This is a genomic window from Mesorhizobium sp. M7A.F.Ca.ET.027.02.1.1, assembly GCF_004022985.1.
Classification (GTDB): domain Bacteria; phylum Pseudomonadota; class Alphaproteobacteria; order Rhizobiales; family Rhizobiaceae; genus Mesorhizobium.
On the sequence record NZ_RZOL01000033.1, the window covers coordinates 1 to 18448 of the forward strand.

17 protein-coding genes are annotated in these 18448 nt (G+C 62.6%); 8 read left to right on the forward strand and 9 right to left on the reverse strand.

The window, feature by feature from the left end:
- A partial coding sequence (locus EN749_RS06230) for a trimethylamine methyltransferase family protein (protein WP_128362772.1) occupies positions 1 to 1394 on the reverse strand: 1394 nt, incomplete at its 3' end.
- 189 nt (positions 1395 to 1583) lie between these two features.
- Positions 1584 to 3077: a PLP-dependent aminotransferase family protein gene (locus EN749_RS06235; RefSeq protein ID WP_128287522.1), complete on the reverse strand. Its 1494-nt coding sequence runs from the start codon at positions 3075 to 3077 to the stop codon at positions 1584 to 1586.
- A 357-nt stretch (positions 3078 to 3434) separates the two neighbouring features.
- Here EN749_RS06235 and pgi point away from each other — a divergent pair, with 357 nt between their 5' ends.
- Together pgi and EN749_RS06245 are read left to right on the forward strand one after the other, a co-directional pair.
- Complete coding sequence (pgi, locus tag EN749_RS06240; RefSeq protein WP_127808080.1) at positions 3435 to 5078, forward strand: glucose-6-phosphate isomerase; 1644 nt, start codon at positions 3435 to 3437, stop codon at positions 5076 to 5078.
- A gap of 5 nt (positions 5079 to 5083) precedes the next feature.
- Positions 5084 to 5806, forward strand: coding sequence for an HAD family hydrolase (locus tag EN749_RS06245; RefSeq protein ID WP_127808079.1), 723 nt, complete (start codon positions 5084 to 5086; stop codon positions 5804 to 5806).
- A 229-nt stretch (positions 5807 to 6035) separates the two neighbouring features.
- Here the strand turns inward: EN749_RS06245 and EN749_RS06250 are convergent, their stop codons facing one another.
- From EN749_RS06250 to EN749_RS06265, 4 genes are all read right to left on the reverse strand, one after another.
- Positions 6036 to 6224, reverse strand: a complete 189-nt coding sequence (locus EN749_RS06250) for a hypothetical protein (RefSeq protein ID WP_174800301.1) — start codon at positions 6222 to 6224, stop codon at positions 6036 to 6038.
- 94 nt (positions 6225 to 6318) lie between these two features.
- A complete protein-coding gene (locus EN749_RS06255; protein ID WP_127808078.1) occupies positions 6319 to 7131 on the reverse strand; it encodes an oxidoreductase in 813 nt (270 codons plus the stop codon).
- Between the two features lie 60 nt (positions 7132 to 7191).
- Positions 7192 to 7653, reverse strand: coding sequence for a GFA family protein (locus EN749_RS06260; protein ID WP_127808077.1), 462 nt, complete (start codon positions 7651 to 7653; stop codon positions 7192 to 7194).
- Between the two features lie 41 nt (positions 7654 to 7694).
- The gene (locus EN749_RS06265; RefSeq protein WP_127808076.1) at positions 7695 to 7880 is read right to left on the reverse strand and encodes a hypothetical protein; all 186 of its coding nucleotides are present in this window, start codon (positions 7878 to 7880) and stop codon (positions 7695 to 7697) included.
- 94 nt (positions 7881 to 7974) lie between these two features.
- Between EN749_RS06265 and EN749_RS06270 the strand changes: the two genes are divergently transcribed.
- Entirely contained in the window at positions 7975 to 8589 is a 615-nt protein-coding gene (locus EN749_RS06270; RefSeq protein ID WP_127397304.1) for a TetR/AcrR family transcriptional regulator, read from the forward strand.
- A gap of 233 nt (positions 8590 to 8822) precedes the next feature.
- On the opposite strand, the gene EN749_RS06275 is transcribed toward EN749_RS06270, so the two are convergent.
- Both EN749_RS06275 and EN749_RS06280 read right to left on the reverse strand, forming a co-directional pair.
- Entirely contained in the window at positions 8823 to 9560 is a 738-nt protein-coding gene (locus EN749_RS06275; RefSeq protein WP_128362773.1) for a methyltransferase, read from the reverse strand.
- A complete protein-coding gene (locus EN749_RS06280; protein ID WP_127397300.1) occupies positions 9557 to 11560 on the reverse strand; it encodes a long-chain fatty acid--CoA ligase in 2004 nt (667 codons plus the stop codon). Before EN749_RS06280 ends, EN749_RS06275 begins: the two co-directional genes overlap by 4 nt.
- 470 nt (positions 11561 to 12030) lie before the next feature.
- Between EN749_RS06280 and EN749_RS06285 the strand changes: the two genes are divergently transcribed.
- The 5 genes from EN749_RS06285 to EN749_RS06305 all read left to right on the forward strand — a co-directional run bounded on the left by EN749_RS06285 (position 12031) and on the right by EN749_RS06305 (position 17293).
- Positions 12031 to 13623 carry an ABC transporter substrate-binding protein gene (locus tag EN749_RS06285; protein WP_128362774.1) on the forward strand — a complete coding sequence of 531 codons (1593 nt, stop codon included), beginning with the start codon at positions 12031 to 12033 and terminating at the stop codon, positions 13621 to 13623.
- Between the two features lie 50 nt (positions 13624 to 13673).
- The gene (locus tag EN749_RS06290) at positions 13674 to 14681 is read left to right on the forward strand and encodes an ABC transporter permease subunit (RefSeq protein WP_127398204.1); all 1008 of its coding nucleotides are present in this window, start codon (positions 13674 to 13676) and stop codon (positions 14679 to 14681) included.
- Positions 14682 to 14751: 70 nt separating this feature from the next.
- Entirely contained in the window at positions 14752 to 15606 is an 855-nt protein-coding gene (locus tag EN749_RS06295) for an ABC transporter permease subunit (RefSeq protein WP_224618710.1), read from the forward strand.
- A 2-nt stretch (positions 15607 to 15608) separates the two neighbouring features.
- Positions 15609 to 16466 carry an ABC transporter ATP-binding protein gene (locus EN749_RS06300; RefSeq protein ID WP_127267322.1) on the forward strand — a complete coding sequence of 286 codons (858 nt, stop codon included), beginning with the start codon at positions 15609 to 15611 and terminating at the stop codon, positions 16464 to 16466.
- Positions 16463 to 17293: a dipeptide ABC transporter ATP-binding protein gene (locus tag EN749_RS06305; protein ID WP_127397772.1), complete on the forward strand. Its 831-nt coding sequence runs from the start codon at positions 16463 to 16465 to the stop codon at positions 17291 to 17293. Before EN749_RS06300 ends, EN749_RS06305 begins: the two co-directional genes overlap by 4 nt.
- Positions 17294 to 17437: 144 nt before the next feature.
- On the opposite strand, the gene EN749_RS06310 is transcribed toward EN749_RS06305, so the two are convergent.
- Positions 17438 to 18349, reverse strand: coding sequence for an alpha/beta hydrolase (locus tag EN749_RS06310; protein WP_127397773.1), 912 nt, complete (start codon positions 18347 to 18349; stop codon positions 17438 to 17440).
- Between the last annotated feature and the right edge of the window lie 99 nt (positions 18350 to 18448).

The window sequence follows — 18448 nt, forward strand, 5'->3', positions numbered from 1 at the left end:
GGATAGAAGTGCTCGGTCTGCATCAGCTTGAGCGTTTGTTCGTTGTCGAGATAGTGGCCCGGCCCCTTGAGGCAGACCTCGGCGATGCTGTCGATCGACAGGGCCTCGTCAGTCACGTCGATGCCACGCGCGCAGCCCAGGCAATGACCGAGCATGTCGTTGTCGATGACCAGGCTCTCCAGGCAGAAGCCGAGCAGCGAGGCATGCATGCCGGCCGCCTCGTAGACGAGGTTGAGGCCGGAGAGGCCGGCCATCACATTGGTGATGCCCTTTTCGTAGCCGGACTGAATATCGGGCAATTTCGAATCCGTCATGCCGGCGGCGGAGCCACCGGGCAGGTCGTAGAATTGCGCCATCTGGGCACAGGCCGCCGTTGCCACCGACTGCTCGGCCGACCCGCCCGCCATGGCGCCGGTGCGCAGGTCCGACATGAACGGCCATGCGCCGAAGATCGCCGGATGGCCGGGCTTGAGCGCGTTGACATAGACCAGGCCGGCCAGCACTTCGGCCACTGCTTGCACGACGGCGCCGGCCATCGCCGCGGGTGCCGTGGTGCCGGACTGGCCGGTCGACAGCAGCAGGATCGGGATGCCGCCTTCGACGCAGGCCTCAAGCACGCCGCAGGCATCCTCGGCGAACTTCATTGGCGGCACGACGAATGAGTTGGAGTTGGAAACGAACGGCCGGGCACGGAAATTCTCCTCGCCGCCGGCGATGGCGTACAGCATTTCAAGCGCAGGCTTCACGTTCTCACGCACGGTGAAGGATGTTCCGACGTGCTTCGATGTTCCCATCACACAGGCATAAAGCGTGTTGAAATCCATCTCGAGCGGATCGGCGATGTCGCGCGCCACCATCGGCCGCTGGAAGAAATGGATGTTGTCCAGCCCGTCGACGATGCGGGCGGCATCATAAATATCCTGCAGCTTGGACTCGCGGTACTCGCGCTTCTCCAGATCCACCAGGTGCACGGCGATGCCTGCCGTGCCGTAGTGCACGCGCTTGCCCTGGACCACCATGTCGTGCCTGGGGTCCTGGCCATGAAGCGTGAAATGTCGTGCCGCCCGCTTGATGGTGTCGAGCACGAGCGCGCGCGGAAAGCGGACCCGGCCATCGTCGCCGTGGACCGCCCCCACCTTGGTCAGCACCTTTATGCAGGAAGGAATGGCGTTGGCGAAACCCACTGTCTCCAAAAGCGTCATCACGCCCTCGTGGATACGCTCGCGGTCATCCCCGCGCAGCGGCCCGTAGCCGCCGCCCTCGATGGCCTTGTGCTGGGGTCTGGTATCCTCCACCAGGGGAGATGATCGCATGGCATGTCCTGTTTCGCGAAGACCGGAGCGCTGCGGACGACGGTTCGCCGGCGTGTCCTGCTGTTCGACAGCCACTGGCATGGAAGCACTCCACCGTCGTCGGCAGGAACTCGTGGCGGTTGCTCCACCATCGGCCTGCTTCTTCCCCTGACGCCGACTATGCCGCTGGCACTGGCTCATCCTATGGGCCAGCTGGCCCAGTTCCATGTGCCAGAGCTAAAATACCGGAGCCGCTGCGAACGGCTCCGGTCACGAGAGATCGACGATGGATCAGGCGGCCGCGGGTCTGCGTCCGGCGGCCGTGGCCAGTTCGCGAATGCCTGGCTCGATGTGCTGCAGTGCGATCGACGAGATGCCCAGCCGCATGAAACGCGAAGGCTTTTCAGTGCGATCGAAGAAACGGTCGCCTGGCTCGATGATGACGCTGCGCGAGGCGGCTGCCTCGGCCAGCCCGCGCGAATCGGTGCCGCGCGGCCCTTCGAGCCACAGCGACGTGCCGCCGGCCGAATCGGTCGAACGCCATTCCGGCAGGAAGGCGGAAATCGCATGGACCAGCCGCTTGCGCCGCTCGTCGAAGGCTGAAGACAGCCGCCGCACCAGCGCCTCGTGGTGGCCGAGCGACAGGAATAGCGCTACGGCGCGCTGATTGTTGGCCGGCGGGTGACGCAGCATGAAGCGGCGCAGCGCCCTGAGCTCCGCGATCAGTCCGGCGGACGCCACGATGTAGCCGAGCCGCAGGCCCGGAGCCAGCGTCTTGGACATCGAGCCGACATAGACGACGCGGCCGGAGCGATCGAGGCTCTTCAGCGCTTGCTGCGGTGCCTCGTCGAGAAGCTGGCTGTCATAGCCGTCCTCGATGATGATCTGGTTGTAGCGGTTGGCGCGCGCCAGAAGATCCTGCCGCCGCTCCGCCGACAACGGCACCATGGTCGGGCAATGATGGCTTGGCGTGACGAAGACGAACCCGGAATCGTTGGCAATAGAAGCAGTTACGATGCCGGACTGGTCGACCGGCACCGGCTGTATCTCCGCGCCCGCAAGGCGGAAGATCGAGCGGGCGTCGGGATAGCCCGGGTCTTCCATCGCCACCTTGGAGCCTTTGGACATCAGCAGCGTCGCCAGCATGTAGAGCGCGTTCTGAGCGCCCAGCGTGACGATGATCTCGTCCGGATTGGCGAAGATGCCGCGCCGGGGCAGGAGCCGCGCCTGGATCTGCTCGATCAGCAGCGGATCGTCACGGTCGACCATGTCGGACGCCCAGTTACGGATTTCCAGCACGGCAAGCGCCATGCGGTTGCACTCGCGCCACTCGGCGGTCGGGAACAGCGCCGGGTCGAACTGCCCGTAGACGAAGGGATAGGACGACTTGATCCAGTTCTCGTGCTTCGCTGGCGGCGGCATGTCGCTTGCGGCGATCTTGCGGCGTGCCTTCCAGTCGATCTCGTTGGCCTGGTCGGGCGCCTTCTGGTGGGGCTTGGCCGGTGTCGCCAGCACATCGGGATTGACGAAATGGCCACGCCGCTCGCGCGCCACCAGGAAACCCTGGTCGACGAGCTGCTGGAACGCCAGCACCACGGTTCCGCGAGCCACGCCAAGTTTTTCGGCCAGGATCCGGCAGGAAGGAAGCGGCATCGAAGCGGCGATCTGGCGGTCGAGAATGGCGGCTACGATGGCCTGGCGGATCTGCGCCTGCAGGGTTTGGCCGGATTCGGCCGAAATCCGGAACAGGCCGGACCATATCGCCGTGTCGTTTCGCTGTGGCATGGGAGATTTCCTCGATGGCCAGCCTTTTTCGCTTGGCTGGACCAGCCGAACGTAACCGTGGCACAAGGGGTTGCGCCAATCAATTTTTCTGATCGTTGGGATTTATGCCAGTGATCCTTCACGTCCTTTTGATGCCGCGTTGCGGCATCCTGGGGTGACGCGGCGCCTCATCCCGGCGATGACACCGTACGTGACGTCTGCGTGATCGCCGCGTGACGTCTGCGTCATCGCTGGGGTGACGGTGTGCGTCATCGCTGCGCATTGAAACGGGTGGAGTTCGGCCCGATAGATTGTCGCGACGACACGCGCCGGAAACATCCGGTCCGTAATGATGGCTCGAGGTCTCGGAGTTTGGCAGTGGATCAATCGTCCTTTCAAAAACAGCTCGCCGCCTTGCGTGACCACCGCGCGGCGGCGCCCGCCAGCATGCGCCAGGCCTTCGCCGCCGATCCCAAGCGGTTCGTGGAATTCTCCGCTGCCGACGGCGATCTGCTGCTCGACTGGTCGAAATGCGCGGTCGACGCGACCACCATGGAGCTGCTGGAAAAGCTCGCCCAGGCCGCCGATCTCGAAGGCCGCCGCGCCGCCATGTTCGCCGGCAAGAAGATCAACGTCACTGAGGACCGTGCCGTGCTGCACACGGCGCTGCGCAACCTGACCGGCAAGGGCGTCACCGTCGATGGCCAGGACGTCAAGGCTGACGTCATCGCCGTGCTCGACGCCATGGGCGCCTTTGCCGATGCCGTGCGCTCGGGCAAGGCGGCTGGCGCCACCGGCAAGAAGATCACCGACATCGTCAACATCGGCATCGGCGGTTCCGATCTCGGCCCGGCCATGGCGACGCTGGCGCTGGCGCCCTATCATGACGGGCCGCGCGCACATTACGTTTCCAACATCGACGGCGCCCATATCCACGACACGCTGAAGGGCCTCTCCGCCGAAACCACGCTTTTCATCATCGCTTCCAAGACCTTCACCACCGTCGAAACGATGACCAACGCCGAAACCGCTCGGAAATGGGTGCAGGAAGCACTGGGTAAGGAAGCGGTCGGCAAGCATTTCGCCGCCGTCTCCACCGCACTCGACCTGGTGGCCAAGTTCGGCATCGAGCCGGATCGCGTCTTCGGCTTCTGGGACTGGGTCGGCGGCCGCTATTCGCTCTGGGGCGCCATCGGCCTGCCGGTGATGATCGCTGTCGGCCCGCGGAATTTTCGCGCCTTCCTCGATGGCGCGCATGAGATGGACGAGCATTTCCGCACCGCGCCGGTGCAGGAGAACCTGCCGGCGCTGCTTGGACTGGTCGGCTGGTGGCATCGCGTCATCTGCGGCTACCCGGCGCGCGCCGTCATCCCGTATGACCAGCGCCTGTCCAGGCTGCCGGCCTATCTGCAGCAGCTCGACATGGAATCGAACGGCAAGAGCGTCACCCTCGAAGGCACAGAGGTGACGACGCCGGCCGGACCGCTGGTCTGGGGCGAGCCCGGCACCAACGGCCAGCATGCCTTCTTCCAGCTGCTGCACCAGGGCACCGATTTCATCCCGGTCGAATTCCTCGCCGCGGCGGTCGGCCACGAGCCGGAACTCAAACACCAGCACGATCTGCTGCTCGCCAACTGTCTGGCGCAGTCGGAAGCGCTGATGAAGGGCCGCACGCTGGACGAAGCCCGCGCCCAGATGCTGGCCAAGGGCATGAAGCCGGCCGACGTCGACAAGATAGCGCCGCACCGCGTCTTCTCGGGCAACCGGCCCTCGCTGACCATCCTCTACCGCAAACTCGACCCACGCACCTTCGGCCGGCTGATCGCGCTCTACGAGCACCGCGTCTTCGTCGAGGGCACGCTATTCGACATCAACTCCTTCGACCAGTGGGGCGTCGAGCTCGGCAAGGAACTGGCCACCGGCCTTCTGCCTGTCGTGGAGGGCAAGGAAAGTGCCGCCAAGCGGGATGCATCGACCGCTGGCCTTGTGGGATTCATCCACCATTTGCGTGGCGCGGAGTGAAAAGCTTGGCAGACATCAAGGGAATATTGTTCGACAAGGACGGCACGCTTGTCGACTTCAACGCAACCTGGCTCGGCGTTGCCGACTTCATGGCCATGGATGCGTCCGAAGGCGATCGCTGGAAAGCCGACAGGCTGCTGGCCGCCGCCGGCTTCGATTTCGCCAACAAACGCTTCAAGCCCGACTCGATCTTTGCGTCCGGCACCAATCTCGACGTCGTCGAATTGTGGTTTCCGCGCCTGTCCAACGAGGACCAGATGCTTGCGGTTGCCCGCTTCAACGAGATCACCTCTGTGCAGGGCTCGGCGATGGCCGTGGCGCTGCCGGGCATCGTCGACACGTTGACGGCCTTGCACAGGAAATCCTACCGGCTTGGCGTCGCCACCAATGATTCGACCAGCGGCGCGGAAAAGACGCTGGTGACGCTCGGCGTCGCCCAATTGTTCGACGCGGCCTATGGCTACGACGCGGTGGCCAATCCGAAGCCGGCGCCCGACACCATCCTGGCTTTCAGCGACCTCACCGGCCTCAGGCCGGCGGAGATCGCCATGGTCGGCGACAACAGGCACGACCTCGAAATGGCGCGTGCCGGTGGCTGCGGGCTGGCAGTCGGCGTGCTCTCCGGCACCGGCACCCGCGAATCGCTGGCCGGCATTGCCGATGTGATCTTGGATTCGGTCGCCGACCTGCCGGATTTTCTCTCGGCGCGGGTCAAGGAGGCGATCTGACGGCCGAGGCGGGGCAAAATCAACTTGGGCTTTCCCGCCAACGGCTGATTGGTGGAAAGCGGAACGGCAGGTGGGGCCGGTGGCAGACAGGCCGCTATTGGGGGACGTTTATCGAGAAACGGACATACCGCCGATGAAAGCCTAGGGCCGGAAGTGGCCCAAAGCTGCCTCACACTTTGTGTAGCAGTGGGGGTGAGGAGCGCTGTTGCGCTCGTCACCCGGCGTTGTCTCAGCCCCGTTGATTGGCGATGCCGAGGTAGTGCCCTAGACGGTACTCGATATCGGAGCCCGCTTGCTGGATCAAGGCCTGGCTCCCAGCGGCACGCACGAGAAATCCTGGCAAGGTGAGTGATCGGCTGAACTCACCATACGCGGCGACCAGGTCGGCGTCGGGCGGCAGTACGGCACGATTGATCATCGCCTCCAGATTGATTGATTGTTTGGGTGTGCCGGATCGCCGTCGCGAGCTTCGCCAAGGTGCGGTCGGGCTGCGGGCCTTCGGTTTGCGAGCGTTAGCCGTTGAAGCCGTTATACCGATGCAGCATGCGGTCCATGATGCGCTGCGGCATGAACCGGCGCACCATGCTGAGCTGGCGGGCCTGTGGTCCTGCAGGATAACGCAGCCGGGGGTTGGCCGCGGTTGCGGCCTTCACCACAGCATCGGCGACCACCTGCGGATCATCGCCAGCATCCACCCATTTGCGCATCAGCTTCTCGCTGCGGTCGCGGCCGACGCCATAGACGTCAATAGGCTGGTCCGCCCGCGTCAGGTTTTCCTCGAAGGCGGTGTGCGTTACGCCTGGTTGGACCATGAGGACGCGGACGCCGAAGCCCCGCACTTCGTGATCCAGCGACTCCGAATAACCTTCGATGGCGTGCTTGGTCGATGCATAGAAGGCGTTGAACGGCGAGGGGATCAGGCCGAGAATGGAACTCATGTTGATGATCCGACCACTCTTCTGACGGCGCATGATGGGCAACACCGCGTTGACGACGCGGGCGACGCCGAACACATTGACGTCGAACAGTCTTTTAGTCTGGCCAATGGATGATTCCTCGGCGCCACCCAGCATGCCGATCCCGGCGTTGTTGACGACGAGGTCGATGCGCCCGGCGCGTCGCGCGATCTCGGCAACCAGCGCCTCCACCGATGCATCTTCAGTGACATCGCAGACCAGCATGGTGATCCCGTCGCGGTCTGCAACGGCCTTGCGGCTCGTGCCGAACACCCAGTAGCCCGCCCTGACCAGTGCCTTGGCGGTCGCCAGGCCGATGCCCGAGGAAGCGCCGGTCACCAGCGCGATTGCCTTGTTGTCTTTGCTCATTTGAATGTCTCTTTCAGTTGGTTCGATTTGTGATGGCAGCAAGCGCTGAGAAGCAGCTCGTCACAGGCTGCGGATAATCGTGCGGGTGATGGCATATTGGCTTGGCCAGTAACCGCTGTAGTGGGGGACGCCGTAATGCATGTCCTCGACGCGGCGGTGGTAGAAGACGTCGGCGCGAACGGGAGTCAAAGGCGCGGTCGGCCGCAGATTGAAGACCGGAATGAACATCAGCTGCAGGGAGCCTACCCCCGCGACCTCGACTACGGGCTTTCCGCATGTCCGGCATTTGCCGCGATTGAAGTTCGGCGGCGGGCGATACTTAGCGAAGGAGATGTTCGAGGCGTCATTCAGCGTGACATGCCTGGCCGGCACGACGACGACGTCGGAAAAGTGCCTGCCAGTGAAGCCTTGGCATATGAGACAATGACACCGGAACCTGCCCTTTGGCGCGACTTGGATTTCGAACGAGCAGGCGCCGCACTCGCACGAGCCGGTGAGCGGGAACGAGCTGTCGGCGGTCACGTGCTGATGCTTCTGGGTTTCATTTGGGGACGCCATTCCGGTCACCGCAGCATCATGTTGAGACTGATTTCGACCGGCCGCCCGGAGGGGGCGTGCAGGAGCTTGATGGTGTTCCACCGAACCTGCTCATAGATGCCCTTGGCATGGCTCAGGGCCTCGTCGCGCAGCTGGGCTGACAGAAAACCGCCTATGTGATCGGCGTCGGTGGTTTTTGATATGGCGTTCATGATCCACTCTGATGTAGACAAGAGAAACTTATGCCTCTACATAAGCCTTGAAGTAGTCACTGTCAACAATGTATCCACGAGAAACTTTGCTATCATGCCAGACCCGATTAGTCGCCCCTACCATCACGGTGATCTCCGTCGTGCAGTCATCGACACGGCACAGGACATGCTTCGGGAGGAGAAGGACTGGCAGTTCACGCTGCGGGAAGTCGCTCGCCGGGCCGGTGTGAGCCACGCGGCGCCCTATAAGCACTTTCACGACAAGTCGGCGTTGTTGGCCGAGCTGGCGAAGTTGGGATTTGCCGAACTAGCGGCAACACTCAACGGTGCGACACCAAAAAACACTGCATCATTGCGCGATGAGGTCGTGCCGATTGCACAGGCGTACATCGCCTTCGCCATGCAAAATCCGGCGCTCTATCGCCTGATGTTCAGCGCTGAAGAGGGACGATCGACAGGCCTCCACTTGAGCGATAGTGCTCTCAGCGTATTTGAGGTGACGGTCGAGCTGTTGCGACGGGGTCAGGCCGCCGGCCTTATTCGCAATCGACCAATACAGGGCCAGGCAGCGACGTGCTGGGCCTTGCTGCACGGCATCGCCATGCTTGCTATTGACGGCCTTCTCGTGCCCGAAAAGGTGGGGCCGAACCCCCTCGAGGCGGCACTGGACACTCTCATCGAAGGACTGGCGGTCGAGCAGGGGGATTGACCTAACTTGGTCATTTGCCAATGGCAGCTTCTGGCGCAAAGGTGCCACGGTGCTCTGCCTCGCCTTTGTCCGCTTCTGGGCAGCGGCCGTCACGACGGCAACGGCCGAAATGAGGCGCAAAACGGCCAACGTGGTGCAGCAGTCGAATGTCTGCTTTCAGGTAATGGCCAGCAACGTCGTTGCGGCAAAGATGGAGGTCGAACCCGGTCATTCCGACTGACTGGGTTTTGATCTCAGCGCCAGCGGTTATCCGCCTCGAAGGAAAACACACCGCTCGGCTTGCTCGCGGCACCCTTCGCGTCGCCGAAATCCGGCACCTTGTATTCGGCGAGCAACCGCAGCCGCGACAGCGGCAGGTCGTTGCGGCGGGGATCGCCGACCAGCACTTCGATGCCGGCTGCCAGGCAGCGGTCGAGGAACGGGATGAAGCGTAGAGCGACCTCGCGGCCATAGAACACGTCCCCCGCAAGCACGAGGTCGACCGGCGGCGGGGGAGCCGTCGTGATGTCCTTGTCGACAATGGTGATCTCGATGTCGTTGGCCGCGGCGTTAAGGCCGATTGCGGCAACGCCGTTGCGGTCGATTTCGGCGGCGATCACTTCGCGCGCACCGGCCTTGGCTGCGGCGATGCCAACGAGGCCGGAACCGGCGCCAAGGTCGAGCACGCGGCGACCGGCCACCGTTTGCGGGTGATCCATGATGTGGCGCGCAAGCACCGCGCCGCCGGCCCACACATAAGCCCAGTAAGGCGGCTGCGGCTCAGGTTCGTCCGCCTCGAATGTGTCGTCATCGGCGTCGGAGCCTTGGAGCGGATCGGTAAGCCGCCTCAGGCCGCTGGCCGGGTGCGGCGTGTAGAGCCGGGTCTCAGGCACCGACGGCACCGGGGCGAGGCGCATGTTCGTCCTGATGAATTCTGCCGGGTCAGGACGGCAAGGTGCATTTACGGCATCCGCGCCGCCGGCTGCAATCATTCGCGCAAAGCTCGCCGCAGGATCTTGCCGACCGGCGTCTTCGGCAGCTCGGTCCTGAATTCTATGTATTTGGGCCGCTTGTAGCCGGTCAGGTTCTCGCGGCAGAAGGCGGTGAGCGTCTCTGCGGTCAGCGCCGGATCCTTCTTGACCACGAACAGTTTCGGCACCTCGCCCGAATGCTCGTCCGGCACGCCGACCGCCGCCACTTCGAGCACGCCCGGATGCATGGCCACGACTTCCTCGAGTTCGTTCGGATAGACATTGAAGCCCGAGACCAGGATCATGTCCTTCTTGCGGTCGACGATCTTGGTGTAGCCGCGCTCGTCCATGAAGCCCATGTCGCCGGATTTGAAGTAGCCGTCCTTGGTCATCACCTTGGCGGTCTCATCGGGCCGGTTCCAGTAGCCCGCCATCACTTGCGGTCCTCGGATGCAGACCTCGCCGACCTCGCCGAGCGGCAAATTGTTGCCGTCGTCGTCGCGGATGGCGATCTCGGTCGAGGGCAGCGGCAAACCGATGGTGCCGGTGAAGTCGCCGGCGGTGAACTTGTTGGCGGTGGCCACCGGCGAAGTTTCCGAGAGGCCGTAGCCTTCGGTGACCGAACAACCGGTCAGCGTCTTCCAGCGTTCGGCAACGCCCTTCTGCACCGCCATGCCGCCGCCCAGCGTCAGCACCAGCGGCTTGAAGTCGAGCTTGCGGAAATCCTCATTGTTGAGCAGCGCGTTGAACAGCGTGTTGAGGCCGGGAAAGATGTGCACCGGATACTTCTGCAGTTCCTTGACGAAGCCGGGAATGTCGCGCGGATTGGGAATGAGGACATTTCGGGCGCCTTGCTGCATGCCCATCAGTGCGTTCACGGTCAGCGCGAAAATATGATAGAGCGGCAGCGCGCAGATAAAGTTGGGGTGCGCCGGTTTCGGCTTGATCGTGTAGGCGTCCTCCATCCACTGCGCGTTCTGCGCGACGTTGGCGAGCACGTTTCTGTGCAGCAGTGTGGCGCCCTTCGACACGCCCGTGGTGCCGCCCGTATATTGCAGGAAGGCGACATCGTCGGCTTCCACCTTGGCCGGCTTGAAGCCCATGCCGGCGCCGGCCTTCATGGCGGCATTGAACTTGACATGGCCGGGCAAGGACCATGCCGGCACCATCTTCTTCACGCGGCGCACGACGAAATTGACGATGGTGCCCTTCAGGCCGCCGAGCATGTCGCCCATCGCGGCGACCACCACATGCTTGACCGCCGTCCTCGCGATCACCGCCTGCAAGGTGTTGGCGAAGTTTTCCAGGATGACGATGGCTTGCGCACCGGAATCCTTCAACTGGTGTTCGAGCTCGCGCGGCGTGTAGAGCGGATTGATGTTCACCACGACATAGCCGGCGCGCAAGATCGCCATCATCGCCACCGGATATTGCAGCACGTTCGGCATCATCAGCGCGACGCGCGCGCCTTTCTGCAGGCCCTTCGATTGCAGGTAGGCGCCGAAGGCCGCCGACAGCCGCTCGATATCGGTGTAGCTGATGGACTTGTCCATGCAGGTGAAGGCCGGCTGCGCGGAAAACTGCTTGCAGGCGCCGACGAGGAAATCGCCGATCGAGCTGTAGGGCAGGGCGCCGATCTCCGCCTGCACGTTTTTCGGATAGCTCTTGAGCCACGGCTTTTCCGGCAAGCCGGCGGCCAGCGCCGTCAATGCTTTCGGCAATCGGTTGGCGGTGGCGGCGGTCGGCCTTGCCGCCGGTGGGGCCTTCACCGCCGCCGCAGCCTTCGACGCCGGCCTGACAGCGGGCTTTGCCGCACCCGCTTTACTCCCCGGCGCCGTCTTTTCGGCCGCGGCCTTGGCCGGGGCTTTCACCGCCGGCTTTGTGCTTGCCCTTACGGGCGCCGCGGCCGCCTTCGGCGTGGCGACCTTGGCAACGGGTGCTTTCGGCTTGGCAGTACCGGCTGCTTTCGACGGCGCCTTGGCTCCCGCTTTCACCGTCGTCGTCCTTGATGCTTTTGCCACCCGTTCCTCCCTGGACAAGTCTTGTTCATTCGCGCCGCGCTCGCCCCTGAATTGACCTCGCCTCTGAATTGACAAGGGCGCCCTCCGCTGCGGCCGTTATACCCTATGTATTGCCTCCCTTGGTGACCGTGCAAGTCTTGCCCTTGCGGCAACACGGCGAAAGATTTGCCGTCGAAAGTCCTTGCCGCCGCCAGCGCTGCCAAACGGTGTTCTGGCGCATCCCTCGGCCGCTCGGAAGCGCGGGGAACATTATATCGTCAGCTTGGCGATCAATAAAAAAATTCGGTTGTTAATAATCTCGTGAATGGAAGAAACTGCTAATTTTTTCTCCAATTTGGCAAAATAGCGGATTTTTTTCCTGCTTCCCGCGGGGTAAGCAAACGGGGTGTTCCAAAGCCGGAAAAACGGTGCTTATATGCGCGCTTCGCGAGCCTGATAGAGGGGCTTGGAAGAACATCAGGGAGTGCTCAATGAATAAGAAGCTGACTTTTGCAGCCGCGTTGCTGGCTGCAAGCGTCCTGGGCGGCGTGGCCAATGCGAAAACTCTGGTCTACTGCGCGGAAGCTTCGCCGGAGGGTTTCGATCCGGCGCCGTATACCGCAGGCCAGACGTTCGACGCGTCATCGCGCACCGTCTTCAACCGCCTTGTCGAATTCGATCACGGCAAGACGACGACCTCGCCGGGCCTGGCCGAGAGCTGGACGATCTCCGACGATGGCAAGGAATATGTCTTCAAGCTGCGCAAGGGCGTCAAGTTCGCCGCGACCGACTATTTCACCCCGACGCGCGACTTCAACGCTGACGACGTGGTGTTCTCGTTCGAACGCCAGGTCGACAAGAACGGCCCTTGGTTTCAGTACATTCCGGGCATTGCATACCAGTATTACAATGACCCGTTCGGCGGAAACATCGCCAAGGTCGAGAAGGTCGACGACCTGACGGTGAAGTTCACCCTCAAGGAGCCGGCGATCACTTTCATTCCAACGCTGGGCATGGATTTCGCTTCGGTCGTCTCCAAGGAATATGCCGACAAGCTGCAGGCCGACAAGACGCCTGAGCTGTTCAACCAGAAGCCGATCGGCACCGGTCCGTTCATCTTCGTCGACTACCAGACCGACGCCGCCATCCGTTACAAGGCCAACCCGGACTATTGGGGCGGCAAGCAGAAGATCGACGATCTGGTCTTCGCCATCACCACCGATCCGGCGGTGCGCGCGCAGAAGCTCAAGGCCGGCGAATGCAACATCATGTCGTACCCGGCACCGGCCGACATCGCAGGCCTGCAGGCCGATCCGAACCTGAAGGTCGAGGAGCAGGAAGGCCTCAATGTCGGCGCGCTGATGTACAACACCCAGCAGAAGCCGTTCGACGACGTGCGCGTCCGCAAGGCGCTCAACATGGCCATCAACAAGAAGGCCATCATCGACGCCGTCTTCCAGGGCGCCGGCCAGGTGGCGATCAATCCGATCCCGCCGACCATGTGGTCCTACAACAAGGAAGTGAAGGACGATCCTTACGATCCGGATGCAGCCAAGAAGCTGCTTGAAGAGGCCGGCGTCAAGGACCTCAAGATGAACGTCTGGGCCATGCCGGTGTCGCGCCCGTATATGCCGAACGCGCGCCGTACCGCCGAGCTGATCCAGGCGGACTTCGCCAAGGTCGGCGTCACCGTCGAGATCGTCAGCTACGATTGGGGTGAATACCTCAAGCGCGCTTCCGCGGTCGATCACGACGGCGCCGTCATCGTCGGCTGGACCGGCGACAATGGCGATCCGGACAACTTCCTCGGCGTGCTCCTGAGCTGCGCTTCCGTCGGTTCGAACAACCGCGCGGAATGGTGCAACAAGGACTTCGATGCGCTCATCAACAAGGCCAAGACCGTTTCGGATCAGGCCGAGCGCACCAAGCTCTATGAACAGGCACAGGTCATCTTCAAGGAACAGGCACCCTGGGCGACGCTCGCTCACTCCAAGGTGTTCATGCCGATGCAGAAGACCGTCACCGGCTTTGCGATGGATCCGCTCGGTATCCACCGCTTCGACGGCGTCGATATCGCCGAATAAGGTTGCGAAACGGGGGCGCCACCATATGGTGACGCCCCCACTCGCCCGCCATGCTGCGTTATATCCTCGGCAAGCTCGCCCTCATCATCCCGACCTTCATCGGGATAACCATCCTCGCCTTTGGCTTCGTGCGCATCCTGCCCGGTGATCCGGTGCTGGTGCTTGCGGGCGAACGCGGCCTGTCGCCCGAACGCCACACGGCGCTGATGCACCAGTTCGGTTTCGACCTGCCGATCTGGCAACAATATCTGACCTATCTGACCAACATCCTCAGCGGTGATTTCGGCACCTCGTTTTCCACCAAGACGCCGGTGCTGAAGGATTTCCTGGTGCGCTTCCCGGCAACGGTCGAACTCGCCATCTTCGCCATGATCTTTGCCGTCATCCTGGGTGTCGCCGCCGGCATCTTCGCCGCCATCCGTCGCGGTTCCTGGTTCGATCAGCTGACGATGGGCACGGCGCTGGCGGGCTATTCCATGCCGATCTTCTGGTGGGGCCTGCTGCTGATCATCGTCTTCTCCGGCACGCTGCACTGGACGCCGGTTTCCGGCCGCATCGACCTTCTCTATTTCTTCAAGCCGGTGACCGGTTTCATGACCATCGATTCGCTGATCTCGGGCCAGAAGGGCGCATTCCGCTCGGCACTGTCGCACCTCGTCCTGCCCACGATCGTGCTCGGCACTATCCCGCTCGCAGTCATCGCCAGGCAGACGCGCTCGGCGATGCTCGAAGTGCTGGGTGAGGACTATGTCCGCACCGCGCGTGCCAAGGGCCTGGCGCCGCGCCGCGTCATCGGCCTGCATGCCTTCCGCAACGCGCTGATCCCGGTCGTCACCACCATCGGCCTGCAGGTCGGCACGCTTTTGACCGGCGCCATCCTGACCGAGAGCATCTTCTCCTGGCCCGGCATCGGCAAATGGATGATCGACGCCATTTCCAAGCGCGACTATTTCACCGTGCAGGGCGGGTTGCTTTTGATCGCGCTGATCGTCATGTCGGTGAACCTCATCGTCGACGTGCTCTACGCCGTCATCAACCCACGCATCCGGGCCAACTGACATGAGCAACGAAGGCCCAGCCACCATCGAAGCCGCGACCGTCGTCAAGCCGCAGGACGCCAGGCTGCAGATGTTCGGCGAGTTCTGGCATTACTTCTCCGTCAACAAGGGCGCGGTGATCGGGCTCTTCGTCTTTGCGCTGCTGATCCTGATCGCCATCTTCGCGCCGCTGCTGGCGCCCCATTCGCCGGACGATCAGTTCCGCGACTTCTTCCTGACGCCGCCGGCCTGGCAGGAAGGCGGCAACGCGCAGTTCCTGCTCGGCACCGACGCTGTCGGCCGCGATATGCTGTCGCGGCTGATCTACGGCTCGCGGTTCTCGCTCGCCATCGGCTTCGTCGTCGTCACGTCAGCGCTGATCTCAGGCGTCATTCTCGGCCTGCTCGCCGGCTACTGCCGCGGCTGGGTCGACACGCTGATCATGCGCATCATGGACATCATCCTGGCCTTCCCGTCGCTGCTGCTGGCCCTGGTGCTTGTCGCGGTTCTCGGCCCTGGCCTCGTCAACGCCATGATCGCCATCGCCTTTGTGCTGCAGCCGCATTTCGCCCGGCTCACCCGCGCCGCCGTGATGGCCGAGAAGACCCGCGAATATGTCGTCTCGGCCAAGGTCGCCGGGGCCAGCCATCTCAGGCTGATGCTGGTCACCATCCTGCCCAACTGCATCGCGCCGCTGATCGTGCAGGCGACGCTGTCCTTCTCCAACGCCATCCTCGAGGCGGCGGCCCTTGGCTTCCTCGGCATGGGCGCGCAGCCGCCGACGCCGGAATGGGGAACCATGCTGGCCGAAGCGCGCGAGTTCATCCTGCGCGCCTGGTGGGTGGTGACCTTCCCGGGCCTCGCCATCCTGATCACCGTCTTCGCCATCAACCTGATCGGCGACGGCCTGCGCGACGCGCTCGACCCCAAGCTGAAGAGGTCGTGAGCATGCCTCTGCTCGAGATCAAGAACCTCACCGTTTCCTTCGACACCGCGGCCGGACCGTTCATGGCCGTGCAAGGCATCGACCTCTCGATCGAGCCGCGCGAAGTGCTGGCGATTGTAGGCGAGTCCGGTTCCGGCAAGTCCGTGGCGATGCTCGCGGTGATGGGCCTGTTGCCCAACACGGCAACCGTCAAGGCAGACCGCATGGCCTTCGACGGCGTCGATCTCCTGAAGCTCAGCCCGTCCGAACGCCGCAAGATCGTCGGCAAGGACATCTCGATGATCTTCCAGGAGCCGATCGCCAGCCTCAATCCGTGCTTCACCGTCGGCTTCCAGATCGAGGAGGTGCTGCGCTTCCATATGGGTATGGATCGCGCTCAGCGGCGGGCCCGCGCCATCGAATTGATGAAGCTGGTCGGCATCGCCGATCCGGAAGAACGGCTGAGCTCGTTTCCGCACCAGATGTCGGGCGGCCAATGCCAGCGCGTCATGATCGCCATCGCTATCGCCTGCAACCCGAAACTGCTGATCGCCGACGAGCCGACGACGGCGCTCGACGTCACCATCCAGAAGCAGATCCTCGATCTGCTGGTTTCGCTGCAGGCCAAATACGGCATGGGCCTGATCATGATCACCCACAATATGGGCGTGGTGGCCGAGACCGCCGATCGCGTCATCGTCCAGTACAAGGGCCGCAAGATGGAAGAGGCCGACGTGCTGTCGTTGTTCGAATCGCCGAAAAGCAATTACACGCGGGCGCTGTTGTCGGCTTTGCCGGAGAACGCCGTCGGCGACCGGCTGCCGACCGTTTCCGACATGCTGTTCGAGCCGGCCCCCTCTGCCGCGGGAGCCGCCTCATGAACACCACGGTCCTCGAAGGCAAGAACATTGTCCGCGACTACCACATCGGTGGTGGCCTGTTCACCGGGCCGCGTACCGTGCACGCGGTCAAGGGCGTCTCGTTCAAGGTCGACAAGGGCAAGACGCTGGCCATCGTCGGCGAAAGCGGCTGCGGCAAGTCCACGCTCGCCCGCATCATCACGCTGATCGATCCGGCGACGTCAGGCGACCTGTTCATCGACGGCAACAAGGTCGATATCGCCAAGGGCGGATTGACCAAAGAGATGCGCCGCAAGGTCCAGATCGTCTTCCAGAACCCCTATGGATCGCTCAATCCGCGCCAGAAGATCGGCGACGTGCTGGGCGAGCCGCTTTTGATCAACACCGACAAGCCGGCGGCCGAGCGGCGCGACCTGGCGATGAAGATGCTGAAGAAGGTCGGCCTCGGTCACGAGCACTACAACCGCTACCCGCACATGTTCTCGGGCGGCCAGCGCCAGCGCATTGCCATTGCCCGTGCGCTGATGCTCAACCCAAGCCTGCTGGTGTTGGACGAGCCGGTCTCGGCGCTAGATCTTTCCGTGCAGGCACAGGTGCTCAACCTGCTCGCCGACCTGCAGGACGAGTTCCAGCTGACCTATGTCTTCATCAGCCACGATCTGTCCGTGGTGCGCTACATCGCCGACGATGTGATGGTGATGTATTTCGGCGAAGCGGTCGAATACGGCTCGCGCGACGAGGTCTTCGCCGACCCCAAGCACAGCTACACCAGGACGCTGTTCGCCGCGACCCCGCGCGCCGACGTCGCCTCGATCAAGGCAAGACTGGCGAAGAAGAAGGCGGCTTGAGCCAAAACCCAATTACTCTGAACGATTGAGTTTTGCCCGAACACGACTTACGTCTTCCGCGAAGTGGACGGCAGCTTTGCGCCCAAGTCGTCCACCAAACTCTGTTTGCGCGATGCCTGAAAGCTGATAGCAAACCGATCGCGTTTATCTGAGGAAGTCAGTGACCACTTTCACCGTGGCGACCGGATTCTCCTCCATGATCCAATGTCCCGAACCGGGAATGACGCCCTCGGTAACGTTGTCCGCGGCGAAGCGCATCACCGTCGCCATTTGAGTACCGAACGACATTTCTCCTCCGATTGCCAGCAAGGGCATCTTCAGCTTTCCTGACGTTTCCAGGATCGCCTTGTTGTCGAGCGCGTCCTGGTCGAAGGCTGCGAACTGCGCGAAGCCGGAGTGCATCGCGCCCGGCAAAGCGTAGAGAGCGGCATAGTGCTCACGGGACGCTTCGTCGAAATGTGATGGATCGGCAGAAAACTCGTTCCAAAATCGGTCGAGATAAATCCGCTCCCGACCTGCCACGAGCCGCTCCATATCCGGTCCACCGAACCTGAAATGCCAGAGAAGCGGGTTCTTGAGTATTTCTTCCCAGGGGCCGACGCCGGGAACAGGTGCGTCGATCAGCACAAATTTGGACACCTGATCCCGATGCTGCGCAGCAAAGGCAAAACCCACCATATTGCCAATGTCATGCGTGACGAGATCGACGCTTTGGATATTTAGGCTGCGCAGGACTGCTTCCATGTCGGCAGCCTGAGTTTTCTTGTCGTAGCCAGTCTCAGGATGAGACGACAGACCCATGCCACGTAGATCCGGCACGACGACCATGTGATCCTTTGCCATTTCAACGGCGAGCGGCTCCCACATGTCTCCCGTCTCACCGTACCCGTGCAGCATTAGTACCGCAGGACCGGAACCACCTACGCGCACGTGGATCGTCACACCGTCCGTCTTGACCTCGCGCGTTTCGAAGCTGGCCGGAAACGGTTTAACGTTGGCGCTGGCGGTCTGCGTGGCCAGCAACAGCGCAGTACAAAAGATCAACAGCTTCGACATCGCTTCACTTCCCCATTATCTACCGATCGGTATATAAAAGGCAGATCGATTCACGCGTCAAGCGATAATATACCAGTCGGTACAATAAAGAGAGTGAGT